Here is an 18890-nt window from a genome sequence, read left to right as displayed (position 1 = left end):
GTCAGCTCGAAAGCATGCGGTCGACCCAGCCAAGGAAACCGCCCTCGGCCCGCACCGGCTCCAGCGCCTTCGCGGGCACGGATGCGGCACGCTGCGTGTGGGCGCGCGGCGGCAGGTATTTGTTGGTCGGCCGATAGCCAAGTTCAGGCATCAGGTCGACACCGCCGCGCTCCGCCACTAGGTGCGAGATGGGGGATTGGGGATCGCCGAGATCACCGAAATGCCGCGCGCTGGTCGGGCAGGCGGCGACGCAGGCCGGCACGCGGTCGCCTTCGGCCAGATTGTCATTGTAGATGCGGTCGACGCAGAGCGTGCATTTCTTCATGACGCCGACATCGGTGTCGAACTCGCGCGCGCCATAGGGGCAGGCCCAGCTGCACAATTTGCAGCCGATGCACTTGTCCTCGTCGATCAGCACGATACCATCCGAAGCCCGCTTGTAGGAGGCGCCCGTCGGGCAGACGGTGACGCAGGCCGGTGTTTCGCAATGCAGGCAGGAGCGCGGGAAATTCACCGTGCGCCCGCCCATCTCGGTGACGTGCTCGTAGCTGTGCACGCGGTTGAACCAGACGCCGTCGACATGGCCGCCATAGGGGTCGATGTCGGTCAGCGGCCCCATATGGCCGCCGGTGTTCCACTCCTTGCAGGCGGTGACGCATGCCTGGCAGCCGACACAGGTGTCGAGGTCGATGACCAGTCCGAGCCTTTTGTCGGTATGAGAAGGCAGGCAGGTCATTCGGCGCTTTCTCTTTCATGGCGGAATTCTACGCCGAAACGCAACATATCGGGCGAGGGCCGAAAATGCGGCGGCTGTTGAAAACGCTCGAACTGCGGTTCGGTGAAGCCGGCCTCTTGCGGTGCGCACTTGACGATGCGCACGCGCAGATCGAACCACGCCGCCTGTCCCGTGACCGGATCGGAATTCGAATAGCGTTTGCCGCTGGCGTCGGCGGAAGTCTGGTCGCCGATGATGTGATTGAGCAGGAAGCCGCGATTGCTTTCGGCGGCATCGTCCTTCAGGCCCCAGCTGCCGCGCCGTTTGCCGATGGCGTTCCAGGTCCACACAGTGCTTTCGTTGACCCCGTCGACCAGCTTGATCTGCCCTTTCACCCGCCCGTTGATGCTTTCGACCCACACCCAGTCGTCGTCTGCGAGGCCTAGGCCGACGGCGGTCCGGTGGTGCACGAACAGCCGGTTCTGGCTGGTGATTTGCCGCAGCCACGCATTTTGCGAACCCCAGGAATGGTACATGTGCATCGGTCGCTGCGTCAGCGCGTGCAGCGGATATTTCTGCGGATCGACGGCCGCTTCCTCGAACGGCATGTACCAGATGGGCAGCGGATCCATGTAGGTCTCGATGCGCCCGCGCTCGGCCTCTGGAGGCCGCACCTTGCCATGGCCGCGCGCCGCAAGCCGAAAGCGCTGCATGGGTTCGGAGTAAAGCTGGAAGACGATCGGCTCCGCCTTGGGAATGAAGCCCAATTGCACCGCGAAATCGAGATAGGAGCGGTTGGCCATCTTGTAGTAGCGCTGGTCGTCGGCGAAGTCGTGGTGCCAGAAGCCGCCATTGTCGATGTAGCGCTGCAACTGGTTGGGATTGGCCGCGCCCTTGCCGATCGCCGTGCCATCCCCGCCGCGCCACCCGGCCAGCGGGCCGATGCCTGGCGTGCGCTCGTGGTTGACGATGTAGTCGGCGTAGTCGCGGTATTTCGCCGAGCCGTCCTCCTCGACAAAGCCGGGAAGGCCGAGCCGGGCACCGAGTTCGATCAGCACCGACTGGAACGGCCTGACGTCACGGTCGGGTTCGACCACCGGATGGCGGATGGCGTCGCCCGGTCCGTCGGCATGGCTGATTGGCCGGTCGAGCAGGCTGATGCAGTCATGCCGTTCGAGATAGGTGGTGTCAGGCAGGACGAGATCGGCGAACGGCACGGTCTCGGAGTAATAGGCATCGGAGTAGATGATGAAAGGGATCCTGTAATTGCCCGCTTCATCATGATCGGTCAGCATGGCGATGGTCTCGACGGTGTTCATCGAGGAATTCCACGCCATGTTCGACATATACATCATCAACGTGTCGATCGGGTACGGATCGCCAGCCCAGGCGTTGCGGATGACGGTGTGCATCAGGCCATGCGCCGCGAGCGGCGATTCCCAGGAATAGGCCTTGTCGATGCGCAGCGGCGTGCCGGCTTCGTCGACCAGCAGATCGTCGGGTCCGCAGACGAAGCCGAGCGGCATGCCGTCGAGCGGCGTCATCGGCTTGACCGACTTGCCGGCTGGCTTCGGTCCCGGCGGCGCCGATTTGGGGTAGGGCGGCTTGAAGCGGAAGCCGCCGGGAACGTCCACCGTGCCCAGAAGCACCTGCAGCAGATGGATCGCGCGGCAACTATGGAAGCCGTTGGAATGAGCCGAGATGCCGCGCATGGCATGCATCGCCACCGGCCGCCCCTTGATCGTTTCGTGCCGTCGCCCCGCCCAGTCGGTCCACGCGACCGGCAGTTTGATTGTCTGCTCGAAGGCGACATGGGCAAGCTCGGCCGCGATCCGCCGGATCGTATCGGCGGCAATGCCGCAACGTTGCGCGACGGCATCGGGTGCGTAGCTCCCGTCGAGATAGCGGTCTGCTATGAGCTGGAACACTGGAGCGCACCGGCGCCCGTTGATCGTGAAGCTGCCGGTCAGTGCCGGCTTCGCATCTGGATCGGCTGCGTTGACGGAGGCCTTCGCCACGCGGTCCCAGGCGAGAAGAGCGTTGTCGCCGCCGCGCAGAAAAAGCCCATCATCGGCTGCGCCCGGCTCCTGGACAACCAGGACATGCGCATTGGTGTAGCGGATGAGATAATCGAGATCGACGCGGCCGGCCTTCAGGAGCTCGTGGATCAGCGCGAACACGAACAGGCCGTCCGTGCCCGGCCGGATGCCGATCCAGTCGTCGGCTATGGCGTTGTAGCCGGTCCGGCATGGATTGATGGAGACCACCTTGGCGCCGCGCGCCTTGAGTTTGCCCAACCCGATCTTGATCGGGTTTGAATCATGGTCTTCGGCGACGCCGAACAGCATGAAGTATTTCGTGTTGTCCCAGTCGGGCTCGCCAAACTCCCAGAACGAACCGCCGATCGAATAGAGTCCGCCGGCAGCCATGTTCACCGAGCAGAAACCGCCATGGGCAGCGAAGTTCGGCGTGCCGAACTGGCTCGCCCACCAGCCTGTCAAGGATTGCGACTGGTCGCGGCCAGTGAAGAAGGCGAGCTTTTTGGGATCGGTCCGGCGGATATTGGACAGCCGCTCGGCGGCGATCGAAAAGGCTTCCTCCCATTCGATCTCGCGGAACTCACCCGAGCCGCGCGCACCGCTGCGCAGCAACGGCTTCTTCAGCCGGGCCGGGCTGTAGTGCTGCATGATGCCGGAACTGCCCTTGCCGCAGATCACGCCGCGATTGACCGGGTGGTCCTTGTTGCCGTTGATGTAGCGGACCTTGCCGTCCTTGACGTGTACCTCGATGCCGCAGCGGCAGGCGCACATGTAGCAGGTCGTCTTGGCGATGCGGTCGGAGACGACGGGCGAGGTGTCGACGCCGTCGCCTTCATCGGGCGCGCGCGTGTCGGCAAGCGGGCGTTGCGAGGCGGCCGAATTGGCGCCGCGAGGCTGTCCTCGCGTCATGATCCGGGGATGCCCGCGCGGCCGGCGGATTTGGCCCGCGTCTTCGGTCCGGGGCCGCGCATATAATGTTCTTCCGGATGGTAGCGGTCACCGGCCAGGCGTCGCCTGATGCCGCGGGTCCAATGCGCAAGCAGGGATCTGAACCGCCCGATCATTTTGTTCTCTGCGACCTTCAGGCCAATTTTTTCTAACTTCACGCAAAAAAGTAGAATAAAGCTATCGATCCGTCTAATCAGTTGTTCTTGTAAATTCGATCGATATTGGTTCTTAATGCTGATATGACCCTGGATCAGTTGCGCATCTTCGTTGCCGTCGCCGAGCGCGGCCACATGACCAAGGCGGCGGAACTGCTGGGCATTTCCCAGTCGGCCGCGTCGGCGGCCATTCGCGCGCTGGAAGAGCAGCATGGTGTGCACCTGTTCAATCGCGTCGGCCGCAACATCGAGCTGGCCCAGACCGGCCACCGGTTCCTGCCTGAAGCCAAGGCCGTGCTGGAGCGGGCGGCCGCCGCCCGCAACGTGCTGGAGCATGTTTCGCAGACGGTCGCCGGCAGCCTTTCCATCGCCGCCAGCCTGACCATCGCCAGCTATTGGCTGCCGCGCCGGCTGGCCTCCTTCCACGAGGCCTATCCGGCCGTCAGGCTGAGCGTCACCATCGGCAACACGAGGCAGGTCGAAGCCAGCGTACTCGATGGAACCGCCGATCTCGGCCTGGTCGAGGGGCGTACCGAGTCCGACATATTGCGCCGCGCCAAGGTCGATACCGACCGGCTGATGCTGGTTGTTGCCAGCTCTCATCCCGAGATTGCTGAAATCGCGCCGGGTCGCCCCGACATCACCGGCCTGCGCTGGATCATCCGCGAGGGTGGCTCAGGCACGCGCGAGGTGCTGGAGGATCTGGCGCGCCGTGAGGGGATTTCGCTTGCCGACCTCAGGATATTCCTGGTGTTGCCCAGCAACGAGGCTGTTCGCCAGGCCGTCGAGGCGGGCGCCGGCGCCACCATCATATCGGACCTCGTCGTCGGGCGCGCGGTCGCCGAGGGGAGCCTGAGAGCCGTGCCGATCGAACTGCCGAAACGCGACTTCGCCATGATCACCCATCGCGACCGCCAGGCAAGCCTGGCGCAAATGGCGCTTAAGACGCATCTCGGCACGCCCGCGGATCAGGGGTGAGGGACCTGTAGTCAGCCGAATTTCCTCTGCGCATCGAGCGCAAGGCCAAGTCCGACCGAGCCGAACATGTCGCCTTCGATGACGGAAGCCTGCGGCACCAGCGACAGGATTTCCCGCCTTGCCAGCGGGATCGCCGTCGAGCCACCGGTCAGGAACACCGCGGTGATGTCGGATGGCTTGACTTGCGCGTCGCGGATGGTCTGCGCCACCGTTTCGGTGACCCGCTCGATATCCCGGGCGATCGTGGCCTCCAGCCCGTCGCGCGTGATCCCGGCAGCGAAGGTCGCATCCGGAAGGTTCACCGCCACTTCGGCCAGGGATTTGTCGGTCAGCTCTATCTTGGCTTTTTCGACCAGCGCCGCCAGAGCGTGGCCGTAGCGGTGCTCGACCACGTGGATGAAGCGATCGACCAGATCGGCGCGCGCGGCCTCGTAGCGGATCTGGCGCAGATGCGTCATCGCCTTGGCGGTGTAGACCAGATTGATGCGCTGCCATGTCGCGAGATCGATGAAATAGCTGGCAGGCAGGTTGCGCTTGCCGTCCTTGGTCGGCGAGAGATAGCCGAGCTGCGGCATGACATGGGCGATGCTCAGCAACCGGTCGAAATCGGTGCCGCCGATGTGGATGCCGCGGCTGGCCAGTATGTCGTCCTTGCGGTCGCTCGATCGCGAGCGCTCCGGCGAGACCCGCACGATCGAGAAGTCGGACGTGCCGCCGCCCATGTCGATGATCAGCGCCAGTTCCTCGCGCATCACCTTCTGCTCGTAATCGAGCGCCGCCGCGATCGGCTCGAACTGGAAAGCGATGTGCTTGAACCCCTGGGCGCGGGCCGCCTTTTCGAGTTCGCTTTGCGCCTGCGCGTCGGCTTGCGCATCGTCATCGACGAACTGCACCGGGCGACCGAGCACGACGTTTTCCACGGGGCCGCCGGCGTCCTCTTCCAGCCGCGTCCTCAGATGGCCGATGAACAGGCCGATAATGTCGATGAAGCCGATCTGGCGCGCCTTGATGCGCGTCTTCTCGTGGGCGAGCGAACTGCCGAGCACGCTCTTCAGGGAGCGCATCAAGCGGCCTTCGATACTGTCGGTATAATCGCCGATCGCGCGCCGGCCGAAATAGGTGTAACCGTCCTCGAAATTGAAGAACACCGCGCTTGGCAGCGTTGGCTGTTCGCCTTCCAGCGGAACAAGCCGCGCCTTGCCGTTCCGGATCACGCCCACCGTTGAATTGGACGTGCCGAAGTCAATGCCGCCGAATGCCTGATGCATTGCAGCCTCCTGTCTTGTTTCATGGCGGCAAGACAGCGGCGACGCGTCGCGCTGTCATCCGGATGGCCGGACCGCTCCTGCGAATTGTATGTGCGTGTTACCCCTTGGGCTGGGAGGCGGCGGTTTATCGCATGGCAGGAAAAAGGGGAACCCCTCTTTTCCCCGGAGCCATCAATCTTTCCGGAACACCAGCCGGCCGAGCCAGCCCGTCACCATGGCCAGTGATATGGCGAACACGCCATAGAGGAACGAATAGTCGTGGGCGACGCGGAAGATCGATTGTTCGAAGCCCGACTTGCGGATTTCGAGCTGGGCCGAACTCTCCTTGATGAACAGGCCGCTCTTGAACAGGAACGCGCGCGCCTTGTGGGTGCCGACCGGCACGTTCGGCGCCAGCCTGACCGTGGCGCGAAACAGGTTCTGCGACAGGAACTGCACGCCGCCGACATTCTCGCTGTACAGGCCGGCGGCTGCCTTGCGCTCGCGCAGCGCCGCGGTGAATTCCTCGATCGTCGCCGGGCTGTCGCCTGCGTCCGCAGGCTGCATGTAGAGGTTCGAGGCGCCGAGCGACAATTGCTTGTAGCTGTTGGGTTCGGTGATGTCCTGCAGCGGCCGCGTCGTCGCCACCGAATAGGAGACCGGCACGTTCTCGAAGGTTTCCGAGTCGAGATTGACCCAGACGCCCAGCACCCGGTCCTTGCGGCGCACCACCACCGGTTTGGGTGGCCCTTCGAGGACGACGATGACGTCGTAGCGGCCCTGGCGCGCCACCAGCGGGTCGGGATTTTCCAGCGAACCGAAAATGGTCAGGTCGGCGCCGGAAAAACCGGCGGTGATCGACACCGCGTCGGTCGAGAGGCCGATCTGGATGCCTTCCGCCAGCGGCGTCTGCGCTGTCGCCGGCACGGCGGCGGTAAAGGACAGGAAAACGATGGCTGCGAGTGCTTTCAGGCCCTTCATCAATAGAGGCCCACGCCGGACAGCGAGTAGAGATTGGGCGGCGTGACGAACAGATCGATGGCGAGCCGGATCGCCACCGCCAGCACCAGCAGCGCCAGCAAGGCCCGCAATTGCTCGCCGCGCAGCCTCTGGCCGGCCTTGGCGCCATACTGCGCCCCGGCCACGCCGCCGGCCATCAGCAGGAAGGCCAGCATCACGTCGACGGTCTGGTTGGTGGTGGCGTGGACCAGCGTCGTGTAGGCGGAAGTGAAGATGATCTGGAACAGCGAGGTGCCGATGACGACATTGGTCGGCACTTTCAAGAGGTAGATCAGCGCCGGCACCATGATGAAGCCGCCGCCGACGCCCATGATCGACGACAGGAAGCCGATGCCGGCGCCAAGGCCGAGCACCGGGATGACGCTGACGAACAGTTTCGACGCCCGGAACCGCATCTTCAGCGGCAGGCGGTGGATCCAGTTGTGCTGGCCGGATTTCTTCAGCACCGGCGCAGCGCCGCTGCGCGTGGCGCGCAACGCATTGATGCTCTCGACCAGCATCAGCCCGCCGACGGTGCCGAGCAGGATCACGTAAAGCAGCGAGATGAACAGGTCGAGCTGGCCGACACGCCGCAGCAGGGCGAACACGTAGATGCCGCCGGTGGAACCGATGACGCCGCCGGCAAGAAGCACGCTGCCCAACTTGAAGTCGAGCGTACCTCGCTTCATGTGCGAAAGGACGCCGGAGACGGACGAGGCGATGACCTGGTTGGCGCCGGTGGCGACCGCGATGGCAGGCGGGATGTTGTAGAAGATCAGCAGTGGGGTGATGAGAAAGCCGCCGCCCACCCCGAACATGCCCGACAGGAAACCCACCGCGGCGCCCATGGCCAGCAGTACGAAGACGTTGACGGAAATTTCCGCGATCGGGAGATAGATGCCCACCCGTCAGTCTCGATCAGTTTGCCTCTCGGCGAATAAAGCCGTTGCGGGCAGTCTCGCATCGAAAAGCCAATTTTCTCTTGCGCCGACGCGGCAGCGGGGTCAAACCCCGCCACCGCGCCGAAACAAAAAATAACTCAATCAGTTAACAGGCAAATGTATGGCAAGGGCGTCGTGGAAACGACGCTTCTGCCGTTATTTGCGCGCCAGCAACGCCTTGACCAGTTTTTCGTCGACCGCGCCGGTCGCCGGCAGCTTGTTGTCGGTCTGGAAAGCGATGATCGCGTTCTTGGTCTTGGCGCCCATCACGCCGTCGGCGCCGCCCGCGTCATAGCCGTTCTTGTTGAGGATCAGCTGGATGTTCTTGACCGCCTTCTTCATGTCGATGCCGGCGGTCGTCTGCGGCGTGCCTTCCTGCCAGGATTCGGGAACGTCCGCCGAATTGGCTGCCGCGTTGAGCGGCTTGGCCTTCCACAATTCGGTGGCGGCGCGCGCCCGCTCGAGCTGCTCGGGTCGCAACGCATTGGCGATCTCGTCGCGCTTGGCCGCGGCATCCTTGTCGCCGGTCTTGGCGACGAGCGCGAACCACTTGTAGGATTCCTCCAGGTTCTGCTTCATGCCGACGCCCTTGGCGGCGAGGATGCCGAGATTGAACTGGCTGTCCTTGACGCCGAGGTCGGCGGCCTCCTGGAACCAGTGCGCGGCCGATTCATTGTCGGTCACGCCGTCGGCGGCCATGGCGAACAGCACGGCCAGATTGTGCATGGCGCTGGCATTGCCCTGCGCGGCGGCGAGCTGGTACCAGGTCTTCGATTTCTTGATGTCGCGCGCGACGCCTATGCCCTTCTCGTAGAAATTGCCGATGCGGTATTCGGCCGGCGCGAAGCCCAGTTCCGCCGATTTCTCGTACCATTTGGCGGCCGCCGCCATGTCTTCCTTGACACCGCGCGACTCGGCGTAGCGCGAGCCGACCTCGAACAGCGCCTTGGCGTCGCCACCGGCGGCGGCATCGCGCAGGGCGGCCGGACCGGCATCGGCGGGGATGTCGAACTTGGTCGCGGCCGCCGGCTGATTGTCCATGGGCGCCACGGCGCCGGTCGTATCCTTGGCTATGCCATCGGCGGCAGCGGTTGGCGCCGCGGGAGCCGGTTGGGCGTCGGCATCCGTCGCTTGCGCGCCGTTGGTGGTGGCGGCCGGTGCCGGGTCGGCAATGGCGGGAGCGGTCACGGGAGCAACCGGAGCCGGCGCGGCCGAAGCCATCGCGTCGGGCGCGGTTGCGCTCGGGGCGGCGGTCATGGACGGCGCGACAGGCGCGGGGGCGGGCTCCGCGGTGGGCGCCGTATCCGGCATCGCGTCCGTATCCGATGGCATGGCCATGACGGTCTGCGGCGCCATGTCGTCCTTGGCTGCCGGTGCGGATTGTTCGGCCTGCCTGACAGTGCGGGCCGGCGCGCTGTCCGTCGCCGCCGGCTGGGCCTCGGTCTTCGGCTGGCTGGCCGCGTCGAGAGATGCCGTCTGCACTGGCTGCGAGGCGACGACCGGTGCCGCGTCGTTGCTCGCCACCTGGGCGGGGTCCGACAGGAAGGCCTTGCCGAGCTGCAGGCCGGCCAGCGCCAGCATGATCGCCGCGGCCGCCATCAGGATCGGCTTGCGCCGGGCCTTGAGCAGGTCGCCGATTCTGAGCGCCTTGACCGGGCCCTTCATCGTCGACTGGCGCTTCAGCGCGTCGGCCTCGGCCGCGGCCGCCTGCGCCGCGCGGCGGGCAGCCGCGATGAAATCCGATTTCGCGGCGTCGCTGTCGCCGGGCTTTGCCGGCTGTCCGCGCTCGTCGCGCACCCGCTTCATGATGGCATTGAGGTCGGGTGCGCCGGAGCCGGGTTCCAGCGGGCGGTTGGCGACTTTCGGGTCGAGCGGCTCGTCGAGATCGACACTCGGGATGTCGGCGTTCGGCGCCGAGCCGGCGAGCGGCGGCATATCCGCCGCCTTCTTGCCCTTGAAGGCGCGTGCCAGTCCGCCGAACATCGATTTGCGGCCCGCGGGCTGGTCTTTCTCGGCGCTCGTGTCGGAGCCAAGTGCGGCCATCGCGGCGGCGGCGGCGGCTTCCGCGGGCGTGCGGGCGCCCGGTCGCGAAGACAGGCCCGTTTCAGCGTGCAGTGCCGGCTCGACAGGCTCGGCGCGCAAAATGGCCGCGGCCCGCGCGTCGAGGTCCGCCATGTCGCCGGTCAACGGCTGCGGCTCGTCCATGGCCATCGATGGTGCATTTACGGCCATCTTGGGCCGCCGCACGCCACGCCAGCCGCTCGGTTCGCTCGGTGCCGCGTCGAGGAGCTCGCGTACGGCTTCCGACGGGTCGCTGGTTTCCAGCGAACCCAGCCTGTCGACGATCTTGAGCAGCGTATCGTGAATGGCCTCGAAGGTACGCGAATTGCGCTCGTCCGAACGCCGCGTCAGCGTCTCCAGCGTCTTCAGGTCTTGTGCAAGCCCGGAAACGGCGGCCGTATTGGTGCCGGTTCCGCCCAGCGAACGCACCGCGTTCTCGGCCGCCTCGCGTGCCGCGCCAAGAATGGAATCGCGTGTCCCCGCCAGGGCTTTTTCGATTTCGTTGAGCCTCGGGCTGATGTCTTCGAAGTCCGGCAGCGGAGTGCTGGGCTTGGAAAGATGCGCCGACAGGCCGGCGACCTGTGCTTCCAGGCTGCGGATCAGCGCCGGATCGATGCCGGCCACCTGGGCTGCCGAAGCGTCCAGCCGGCTTGAAATGTCCTCGAGCCGGCTTTCCAGCCCGCGTATGGCCGCCTCACCGGCGGGATCGGGAACGCGCGTTTCCATGCGTTTGGCCAGTGCGGTGAAGCGGGCGTCGATGGCTTCCATGATGCCGGCGCTGTCGACCTGCGGCATGCTGCGCTGGTCCAGCCGGTCGGCAACCTCGTCCAGCCGGCGCTCGAGATCGCGAAACAGCATGTTGCCCTGTTCGATGGCGTCGCCCTGGCGTCGTTCCATCATGCCGGACAGCACGTCGAAGCGCTGCTCGAGCCCTTGGAAGATATAGTCGGCGTCCGGCATGGCCGGTGCCTGGTCGATCTTGTCGGCGATCAGCGCGATCTGCTTGGCAAGCCGTTCCATCGCCTGCTCGGGCAGGTTGGCGCGGCCGGCGATCTCATCGACCCGGCTTGACAACGTGTTCAGCCGGTCGATCACGACATTGGCGGGACGGTCCTGCGCCACCTCCTCGATCTGCCGGGCAAGCGAATCGATCCGCTTCTCGATACGCTCGAAGGCTTCGTGGTCGACCGAGTTGGCTTGCGCGGCGACGGTCGAGGCGACGATGGCGCGGGAGATCTCGTCCAGCCGCTCGTCGATCATGGCCAGCGTGCCATCGCCGCGATTGTCCTGCTGGTTGGCGAAATGATCGACAGCGCCGGCCAGCGTGCGGACCTTTTCCTCCAGCGAACGCAACGACAGCGATTCGGGCAGGTTGTTGACGGCGTTGCTGATCTGCTCCAGCCGGTCGGTCAGGGCGGCAAGGGCGGGATCGTCGGTGCGCTTGCGCTGGTCGGCGTCGACGCGGTCCTCGAAAGCCGTCCAGCGGCGATCGAACTCGTCCCAGCGGCGATCGACTTTCTGCACGCTCTCCTCGCGCGCCAGCGTGTCGAGCGCGGCCTTGACCTGCTCGAGTTCCAGCCGCAGCAGGTTGACGCTCCTGTCGTCGCTCTTCTCCGACAGCGACTTGATGGCGCCGGAGAGCCGTTCGAATTCCACGCCCAGTTCGGCGCTGCCCTTGCCGGCGGTGCCCGACTTGGCGTTTGACTGGAAGGCCCGATCGATGTCCTTGCGCAGCGCATCGAATTCACGCTGCAGCCCCGAAGTCACCTGGTGGCGCAATTCCTCGCGCATGCCGCGCAATTCGCCGGCAATCTTGCCGACCATGGCGACGCTGTCTTCCTGGCCGCGCACGCGGTCGATGTCGCGCGCTATCGCCTGATAATTCTGGTCGAAGGCGGGGGAGGGCGCCGGGTTGGGCTGACGCGGCGCCGGCTGCGGGTCCTCGTACCAACGCTGCTGGGCGCTCGGCTGAGCGGCGGGGTAGCGCGGGTCGGCCGCAGGATAGCGTGGATCGGCCGCGGGATAACGTGCGTCGGCGGCGGGGTAACGCGGTTCGGCGCCGTATTGGCGGGACGCCGGGCGTGGCATCGTGTCCTCGCGCGCCTGCCCCAGGCGCTGTTCCAGCGTCTCCAGCGAGCGGTTCAGCTGCTCGAGTGTGGTCTGCGGCTTGCGCTGCCTGCCGGCATTGAGTGTATCGAGGTAGGACCGCTTGCTGTTCATCGGTGCGTCCGTCTTTCAGATTGGCCAGCGTGTGGCCAGCTCCCCAAGTCCCTGCCGGAACGAGGCGACCGCTTCCATGCGGTGGAAGACAAGCTTCCCGGGGTTCACCCGCGCTCCGAAAAACCGTGAAAAATTCGATACAGGATAAACACGGGTAGCCGACATGCGCACATTTCGCCCAACGTGGTAAACAAGGCGTTAACCAAGCTTAAGAAGTTGCGTCATATTTTAGGAAAGCCTTGGGGATGCGGCATAAAGGTGCTTGCGCAGAACGCCCTTGCGTCATGAGGCGGCTATCGGTATAGAATTGACGTAAACGTAAATGGCGCATCAGCTGTGCCGTTTGTGATTTGTTTGTCGAAACCACGACCGGAAGCACGCCCCCGCTTCCAGTCAGGCGACGCATGGTCCGCGACCGCGACGCCACCAGACGGGGAAAGCCAGTGACTATGAAACTTATCTCGGCCGGCGAGACCGCGGCCAATACCAATAATGCATCCGTCGAAGCCGGTGAGGATCTCTCGCGCATCGGCGAAATGGCCAAGAAATACGGCGTGACGCTGCGCACCTTGCGTTTCTACGAAGACAAGGGCCTGCTCAATCCGCAGCGCGACGGTTCGACCCGTCTCTACACGCGCCGCGACAAGGCCAGGCTGAAGCTGATCCTGCTCGGCCGCAAGGTCGGGTTCTCGCTGCGCGACGTCAAGCAGATGATGGACCTCTACGATCCGACCGGCTCCAACACCAAGCAGCTACGGCTCGCGCTGGACAAGTCGGAGAAGCAGCTCGCCCGCCTGCAGAAGCAGCGTGCGCTGATCGACGACGCCATCAATGAGCTGAGCGGTTCGATGTCCGCCGTGCGCCAGATGCTCATCGAGCGCACAACCACGCCGGCCAGCGCCGCCAGCTGAACGCATCTGTGGAATTCCTGTAAGTAAAAGCCGCGCGGCCATTGCCGCGCGGCTTTTTGCATTGATCGCGATTGGCGCGGTAGACCCTGATCAGGATGATGCCTGTGTTTGCGAGGTGCTGATCCGCAAGCCGGCTGCGCCCGCGGCCTCAAGAACGCTGAGCAAACTCCAGAACGCATCCGGAGATGCTGTTCCGAAATCCACGCCCAGCGCCTTGGGCTGGACTGCAAGCGAGTGGACGATGTCGCCGAGTTCTGCCCCCTCGACGTAACGCTCGTCATCAGGGTCGAACCAGTGCTCGAACCAGGCATCTATCCGGTCGAGTGGAACGGCCGGGAGCGTGTGATGGATCACGACGTCGTTCCATTGCAGCTGTTCGATTAGAAAGTCAGCGCCTCCAAGCCTGCCCGATATCGGCTCGAATGTGATGAAATCGGGCTGAAGCTCCACAGGCTCGACCTGTCCGTCATTCCTGATGAAGTCGACGCAACAAAGGCCGCGGAAGAGCCCGCTCTCTTCGCCGATTTGGAATTTTACTTCCGCCGATCCCTGAACGCAGTTTTGCTGTTGCTCTTCGACGAACGTCCGGAATTGATCCAGATAGTGGCTCTGAATGCTGATTATGAATGCCGTGGGGTTCATTCCGCGAAATTGCCTCGTCTGGAGTGTGGGGGCAAGTGGCCTCTGGGGATCCGATCCGACCAGCGCGTATCGAAATTTCCTGCGGCATAACGAATTGACGTTTACGCAAACGTCAATATTTGCTATTGCGGCTTCAACATTGGCTCGCTTGCCGCGCGCGGCTTGATTTTGAGGCCAGGTCCGCAGGGTGGAGAAAAAAGCATGACGGTCTACAGGGCGCCGATCCAGGATACGCTTTTCGTTCTCAACGAGGTGCTGGGCTATCAGCGCTATTCTAATCTTCCCGGATTCGCCGACGCTACGCCCGACGTGCTGGAGGCAATTCTCGCCGAAGGGGCCAAGCTCGCCGAGAACGTCATGCATCCGCTCAACCGTGTCGGCGACATGGAAGGCTGCGTGCGTCACGACGACGGCTCGGTGACCACGCCCAAGGGCTTCAAGGAAGCGTTCGACCAGTATCGCGAAGGCGGCTGGATGGGTCTGGCGGCCCCGGTCGAGTTCGGCGGCCAGGGCCTGCCCTATGCCGTGCACACCGCGGTGGCCGAATATATGGTGTCGGCCAACATGGCGCTGATGATGTATCCGGGCCTGACCCAGGGCGCGATCGCTGCCATCATCACCCACGGCACCGACGAGCAGAAGGCGACCTGGCTGCCCAGAATGGTCGAGGGCGGCTGGACCGGGACCATGAACCTGACCGAGCCGCATTGCGGCACCGATCTCGGCCTGCTGCGCACCAAGGCGGTGCCGAACGGCGACGGCACTTACAAGATTTCGGGCCAGAAGATATTCATCTCGGCCGGCGAGCACGACATGTCGGACAACATCGTCCATCTGGTGCTCGCCCGCATCGAGGGCGCGCCCGAGGGCGTCAAGGGCATTTCGCTGTTCATTGTCCCCAAGCTCAAGCTTGATGCGTCGGGCAATCCGGGAACCAGAAACACCGTCTCCTGCGGCTCGATCGAGGAAAAGATGGGCATCCACGGCAACTCGACCTGCGTCATGAATTATGACGAGGCCGAAGGCACGCTGCTGGGCGAGGCCAATGGCGGCCTCAAGGCCATGTTCACGATGATGAACGAGGCGCGCCTCGGCGTCGGCCTGCAGGGCCTGTCGCTGTCGGAGATCGCCTACCAGAATGCCGTCGCCTATGCCAAGGACCGCTTGCAGGGCCGCTCGCTGTCAGGCCCGAAGGCGCCCGACAAGAAGGCCGACCCGATCATTGTCCATCCCGACATCCGCCGCTCCCTGATGACCATGAAGGCTTTCAACGAGGCCGGCCGCGCCCTGGCGCTGTGGACGGCGATCAAGTCCGACATCGCGCACCGCTCCGCCGACGACAAGGATCGCCAGGCCGCCGACGACTACACCGGCCTGCTGACGCCGGTGGTCAAGGGCGTGCTCACCGACAAGGGCTTCGATCACGCCGTGATGGCGCAGCAGGTGTTCGGCGGTCACGGTTATATCGAAGAGCACGGCATGAGCCAGTTCGTGCGCGATGCCCGCATCGCCATGATCTACGAGGGCGCCAACGGCATCCAGGCGCTCGATCTCGTCGGCCGCAAGCTCGGCTTGAATGGCGGCCGCGCCGTACAGGCCTTCTTCAAGGAGGTCGGTGAATTCTGCGAGGAGCACCGCTCCGACGAGAAGATGGCGCCGTTCACCAAGGGTCTGAAGAAGGGCCTCAACGATCTGCAGGCGGCGACCATGTGGCTGCTGCAGAACGGCATGGCCAAGCCCGACAATGCCGGTGCCGCCTCGACTGACTACATGCATCTCTTCGGCCTTGTGGCGCTGGGCTACATGTGGGCGCAGATGGCCAAGGCAGCGCAGGGCAAGACAGGCGCCAACGGGTCTCAGTCTTTTTACGACAACAAGGTCGTGACGGCGCGCTTCTTCATGGAACGGATCATGCCGGAGACCTCGGCGCACCTCGCCCGTATTTCGAGTGGCGCCGATACGCTGATGGCCCTGCCGGCGGAAGCGTTCTAAGCTCGGCCTCGCTAGCCTTTCTGCCTGTCGATACGCGGAGGAAATCGTGGCGACAAATCCCGCCGAAGTGCTCTCTTTGCCGAAGCCCGCCTGGGCGGCCGACGAGGTCGGCATGCTCTACGACATGGCCTCGCGTTTCATGGCGGAGGAAATCGCGCCGCGCTACGACGAGTTCGAGAAGAACGAGATGGTCGACCGCGAAAGCTGGCTGAAGGCTGGCGCGGCGGGGCTGCTCTGCGCCTCCATGCCGGAGGAGTATGGCGGCTCGGGCGGGACTTTCGCGCATGAGAGCGCCATCATCGAGGCGATCGGCCATGTCGGCGTCGACGGCTTCGGCATCGGCCTGCACAATTCGATCGTTGCCCCCTACATCCTCCACTATGGCTCGGAAGAGCAGAAGAAGAAGTGGCTGCCGAGGCTCGCCACCGGCGAACTGATCGGCGCCATCGCCATGACCGAGCCTGGCGCCGGTTCCGACCTGCAAGGCGTCAAGACGCGTGCGGAGAAGGACGGCAACCAGTACAAGATCAACGGCTCCAAGACCTTCATCACCAACGGCCAGCTCGCCAATTTCATCATCGTCGTCACCAAGACCGATCCGGAGAAGGGCGCCAAGGGCACCTCGCTGATGATCGTCGAGACCGACGAGGTCGAAGGCTTCCAGCGCGGCCGCAACCTCGACAAGATCGGGCTGAAGGCCAACGACACCTCCGAGCTGTTCTTCAACGACGTGCGCGTGCCGACCTCCAACCTGCTCGGCCATGAGGAAGGGCAGGGCTTCGTCCAGCTCATGCAGCAATTGCCGCAGGAGCGGCTGCAGATCGGCACAGGGGCCATCGCCATGATCGAGCGGGCGCTGGCGCTGACCATCGACTACGTCAAGGAGCGCAAGGCCTTTGGCAAGGCGATCATCGATTTCCAGAACACTCAGTTCAAACTGGCCGAGCTCAAGACCGAGGCCACCATCGGCCGTGTCTTCTACAATGACTGCGTCACCCGTCACGTCAATGGCGGCCTCGATCCGGTGACGGCGTCGATGGCCAAATACTGGCTGAGCGACCTGCAGGGCAAAGTCGTCGACGAATGCCTTCAATTGCACGGCGGCTATGGCTACATGAATGAATATCCGATCGCCCGCATGTTCCGCGACGCTCGCGTCCAGCGCATCTACGGCGGCACCAACGAGATCATGAAATTGCTGATCGGACGCTCGCTCTGAGCAGCTCTCTTCAGCGAACCCAAGGAGCACGCAAATGACTGAGGCTTATGTCTACGACGCCGTGCGCACGCCGCGCGGCAAGGGCAAGAAGGACGGATCGCTGCACGAGGTGCCGGCCGTGCGGCTTGCCGCCAGGACGCTGGAAGCGCTGCGCGATCGCAATGATCTGGACACCGGCACCGTCGACGACATCATCTTCGGTTGCGTCGATCCAGTCGGCGAGGCGGGTTCGGTCATTCCGCGCGCCGCCGCCTTCGAGGCCGGCTACGACACCAAGGCACCCGGCATGCAGATCTCGCGCTTCTGCGCCTCGGGTCTCGACGCCATCAATTTCGGCGCCGCCAAGATCGCGCAAGGGGCGGACGAGATCGTCATTGCCGGCGGCGTCGAATCGATGTCGCGCGTCGGCATGGGCATGTCCGGCGGCGCCTGGTTCATGGACCCCTCGGTCGGCCTGCCGGGCTGGTTCGTGCCGCAGGGCATCTCGGCCGACCTGATCGCCACCAAATACGGCTTCTCGCGCGACGACGTCGACGCCTACGCGGTCGAAAGCCAGAAACGCGCCGCGAAATCCTGGGCCGATGGCCGCTTCAAGAACTCGGTGATCCCGATCAAGGACCAGAACGGCCTGACCATCCTCGACCATGACGAACACATGCGCCCCTCGACCGACATGCAGTCGCTGGCCTCGCTCAACCCGTCCTTCGTCATGCCTGGCGAAATGGGGGGTTTCGATGCGGTCGCCGTGCAGAAGCATCCCGAGATCGAAGAGGTCAACCACGTCCATCACGCCGGCAATTCTTCCGGCATCGTCGATGGCGCGGCGGCCGTGTTGCTCGGTTCGAAGAAGGCCGGCAAGGCGATGGGGCTGAAGCCTCGCGCGCGCATCCGCACCTTCGCCAATATCGGCTCCGAGCCGGTGCTGATGCTGACCGGTCCGGTCGACGTCACCGAGAAGTTGTTGAAGCGCGCCAAGATGAAGCTGTCGGATATCGACCTCTTCGAACTCAACGAGGCCTTCGCCTCGGTGGTGCTGCGCTACATGCAGGCCTTCGAGATCCCGCATGACAAGATCAACGTCAATGGCGGCGCCATCGCCATGGGTCACCCGCTCGGCGCCACCGGCGCCATGATCTTCGGCACCGTGCTGGACGAGCTCGAGCGGCGTGACCTGAACACCGCGCTGGTGACGCTGTGCATTGGCGCCGGCATGGGCACCGCCACGATCATCGAGAGGGTTTGACCGCATGTCGGCCAACCCCGCCTTGATCATGATCGACGTGCAGATGGCGTTCGTTGAGTTCGAACGCGCCGGCAAGCAGCGGAACAATCCTGGCGCCCTCGACAACATGGCGCGCCTTCTGGAAACGTTCCGGCGCCACGGCATGGCGATCTTCCACATCCGCCACGCATCGGTTGAGAAGGATTCCGCGCTCCGTCCCGAGCGCAGCGGCTACCAGCCCATTCCGCCAGCGGCGGAGAAGGCCGGAGAGCCGGTGCTGGTCAAGCACGTGAATTCCGCATTCATTGGCACCGACCTTGAAAAGCTGCTGCGCAAGGGGAACCACCAGACACTTGTGATCGCCGGGATCACGACCAATCACTGCGTCGAGACAACAACGCGTATGGCCGGAAATCTGGGGTTCGAGGCGCGGCTCGTCAGCGACGCCTGCTACACATTCGACCGGGTGGGCTTCGACGGCCGGCCCGAGAGCGCCGAAACCATTCACAACATGACCCTGTCCAATCTCAATGGCGAATTCGCGTCTATCGTAACAACCGATGCCGTGATCGCGGCCGTTGCAGACAACATCGCCGCCTAA

The 18890-nt window shown here is 64.3% G+C and carries 14 protein-coding genes; 6 read left to right on the top strand and 8 right to left on the bottom strand.

Going from position 1 to position 18890, the window contains the following annotated elements:
* Window position 1: 1 nt before the first annotated feature.
* The 3 genes from FJ967_RS10505 to FJ967_RS33700 are packed head-to-tail and all read right to left on the bottom strand — an operon-like array spanning window position 2 to window position 4070.
* Window positions 2-736: a 4Fe-4S dicluster domain-containing protein gene (locus FJ967_RS10505; protein ID WP_140731635.1), complete on the bottom strand. Its 735-nt coding sequence runs from the start codon at window positions 734-736 to the stop codon at window positions 2-4.
* Window positions 733-3663, bottom strand: a complete 2931-nt coding sequence (locus tag FJ967_RS10500) for a molybdopterin oxidoreductase family protein (RefSeq protein ID WP_140731634.1) — start codon at window positions 3661-3663, stop codon at window positions 733-735. Before FJ967_RS10500 ends, FJ967_RS10505 begins: the two co-directional genes overlap by 4 nt.
* Window positions 3660-4070 (bottom strand): hypothetical protein, encoded by a 411-nt coding sequence (locus FJ967_RS33700; protein WP_246675248.1) that lies wholly within the window; start codon window positions 4068-4070, stop codon window positions 3660-3662. Before FJ967_RS33700 ends, FJ967_RS10500 begins: the two co-directional genes overlap by 4 nt.
* Here FJ967_RS33700 and FJ967_RS10490 point away from each other — a divergent pair.
* Window positions 3993-4835: a LysR family transcriptional regulator gene (locus FJ967_RS10490; protein ID WP_246675243.1), complete on the top strand. Its 843-nt coding sequence runs from the start codon at window positions 3993-3995 to the stop codon at window positions 4833-4835. The two genes, FJ967_RS33700 and FJ967_RS10490, sit on opposite strands and share 78 nt — an antisense overlap.
* Window positions 4836-4846: 11 nt before the next feature.
* Here FJ967_RS10490 and FJ967_RS10485 read toward each other — a convergent pair whose 3' ends face one another.
* The 4 genes from FJ967_RS10485 to FJ967_RS10470 all read right to left on the bottom strand — a co-directional run bounded on the left by FJ967_RS10485 (window position 4847) and on the right by FJ967_RS10470 (window position 12303).
* A complete protein-coding gene (locus FJ967_RS10485; RefSeq protein WP_140731631.1) occupies window positions 4847-6103 on the bottom strand; it encodes an Hsp70 family protein in 1257 nt (418 codons plus the stop codon).
* 171 nt (window positions 6104-6274) lie between these two features.
* On the bottom strand, window positions 6275-7063 hold the full coding sequence (locus FJ967_RS10480) for a TIGR02186 family protein (protein WP_140731630.1): 789 nt from the start codon (window positions 7061-7063) through the stop codon (window positions 6275-6277).
* Window positions 7063-7986 (bottom strand): sulfite exporter TauE/SafE family protein, encoded by a 924-nt coding sequence (locus FJ967_RS10475; RefSeq protein WP_140731629.1) that lies wholly within the window; start codon window positions 7984-7986, stop codon window positions 7063-7065. The genes FJ967_RS10480 and FJ967_RS10475 overlap by 1 nt, the downstream gene beginning before the upstream one ends.
* 192 nt (window positions 7987-8178) lie before the next feature.
* The gene (locus FJ967_RS10470) at window positions 8179-12303 is read right to left on the bottom strand and encodes a peptidoglycan-binding protein (RefSeq protein ID WP_140731628.1); all 4125 of its coding nucleotides are present in this window, start codon (window positions 12301-12303) and stop codon (window positions 8179-8181) included.
* Window positions 12304-12752: 449 nt separating this feature from the next.
* On the opposite strand from FJ967_RS10470, the gene FJ967_RS10465 reads away from it, so the two are divergent.
* Window positions 12753-13214 (top strand): MerR family DNA-binding transcriptional regulator, encoded by a 462-nt coding sequence (locus tag FJ967_RS10465; protein ID WP_140731744.1) that lies wholly within the window; start codon window positions 12753-12755, stop codon window positions 13212-13214.
* Between the two features lie 90 nt (window positions 13215-13304).
* Here FJ967_RS10465 and FJ967_RS10460 read toward each other — a convergent pair whose 3' ends face one another.
* Window positions 13305-13856 carry a hypothetical protein gene (locus FJ967_RS10460; protein WP_140731627.1) on the bottom strand — a complete coding sequence of 184 codons (552 nt, stop codon included), beginning with the start codon at window positions 13854-13856 and terminating at the stop codon, window positions 13305-13307.
* Window positions 13857-14057: 201 nt separating this feature from the next.
* On the opposite strand from FJ967_RS10460, the gene FJ967_RS10455 reads away from it, so the two are divergent.
* Genes FJ967_RS10455 through FJ967_RS10440 form a run of 4 tightly spaced genes read left to right on the top strand, consistent with a single transcriptional unit; the run spans window position 14058 to window position 18890 of the window.
* Entirely contained in the window at window positions 14058-15848 is a 1791-nt protein-coding gene (locus FJ967_RS10455; protein WP_140731626.1) for an acyl-CoA dehydrogenase, read from the top strand.
* 46 nt (window positions 15849-15894) lie between these two features.
* A complete protein-coding gene (locus FJ967_RS10450) occupies window positions 15895-17067 on the top strand; it encodes an acyl-CoA dehydrogenase family protein (protein WP_140731625.1) in 1173 nt (390 codons plus the stop codon).
* Between the two features lie 34 nt (window positions 17068-17101).
* Window positions 17102-18310, top strand: a complete 1209-nt coding sequence (locus FJ967_RS10445; RefSeq protein ID WP_140731624.1) for an acetyl-CoA C-acetyltransferase — start codon at window positions 17102-17104, stop codon at window positions 18308-18310.
* 4 nt (window positions 18311-18314) lie between these two features.
* Entirely contained in the window at window positions 18315-18890 is a 576-nt protein-coding gene (locus FJ967_RS10440; protein ID WP_140731623.1) for a cysteine hydrolase family protein, read from the top strand.

The sequence above is a fragment of the Mesorhizobium sp. B2-3-4 genome (assembly GCF_006442315.1).
Classification (GTDB): domain Bacteria; phylum Pseudomonadota; class Alphaproteobacteria; order Rhizobiales; family Rhizobiaceae; genus Mesorhizobium.
Note: the sequence above shows the minus strand (reverse complement) of the source record. Positions and strands in the feature narration are given on the sequence as shown.

Excerpts from the sequence above, each read along its gene's own strand:
- FJ967_RS10505 (WP_140731635.1), bottom strand. The coding sequence starts at position 736 with ATGACCTGCCTGCCTTCTCATACCGACAAAAGGCTCGGACTGGTCATC.
- FJ967_RS10500 (WP_140731634.1), bottom strand. The coding sequence starts at position 3,663 with ATGACGCGAGGACAGCCTCGCGGCGCCAATTCGGCCGCCTCGCAACGC.
- FJ967_RS10490 (WP_246675243.1), top strand. The coding sequence starts at position 3,993 with ATGACCAAGGCGGCGGAACTGCTGGGCATTTCCCAGTCGGCCGCGTCG.
- FJ967_RS33700 (WP_246675248.1), bottom strand. The coding sequence starts at position 4,070 with ATGCTGCTCTTCCAGCGCGCGAATGGCCGCCGACGCGGCCGACTGGGA.
- FJ967_RS10485 (WP_140731631.1), bottom strand. The coding sequence starts at position 6,103 with ATGCATCAGGCATTCGGCGGCATTGACTTCGGCACGTCCAATTCAACG.
- FJ967_RS10480 (WP_140731630.1), bottom strand. The coding sequence starts at position 7,063 with ATGAAGGGCCTGAAAGCACTCGCAGCCATCGTTTTCCTGTCCTTTACC.
- FJ967_RS10470 (WP_140731628.1), bottom strand. The coding sequence starts at position 12,303 with ATGAACAGCAAGCGGTCCTACCTCGATACACTCAATGCCGGCAGGCAG.
- FJ967_RS10465 (WP_140731744.1), top strand. The coding sequence starts at position 12,753 with ATGAAACTTATCTCGGCCGGCGAGACCGCGGCCAATACCAATAATGCA.
- FJ967_RS10460 (WP_140731627.1), bottom strand. The coding sequence starts at position 13,856 with ATGAACCCCACGGCATTCATAATCAGCATTCAGAGCCACTATCTGGAT.
- FJ967_RS10455 (WP_140731626.1), top strand. The coding sequence starts at position 14,058 with ATGACGGTCTACAGGGCGCCGATCCAGGATACGCTTTTCGTTCTCAAC.
- FJ967_RS10445 (WP_140731624.1), top strand. The coding sequence starts at position 17,102 with ATGACTGAGGCTTATGTCTACGACGCCGTGCGCACGCCGCGCGGCAAG.
- FJ967_RS10440 (WP_140731623.1), top strand. The coding sequence starts at position 18,315 with ATGTCGGCCAACCCCGCCTTGATCATGATCGACGTGCAGATGGCGTTC.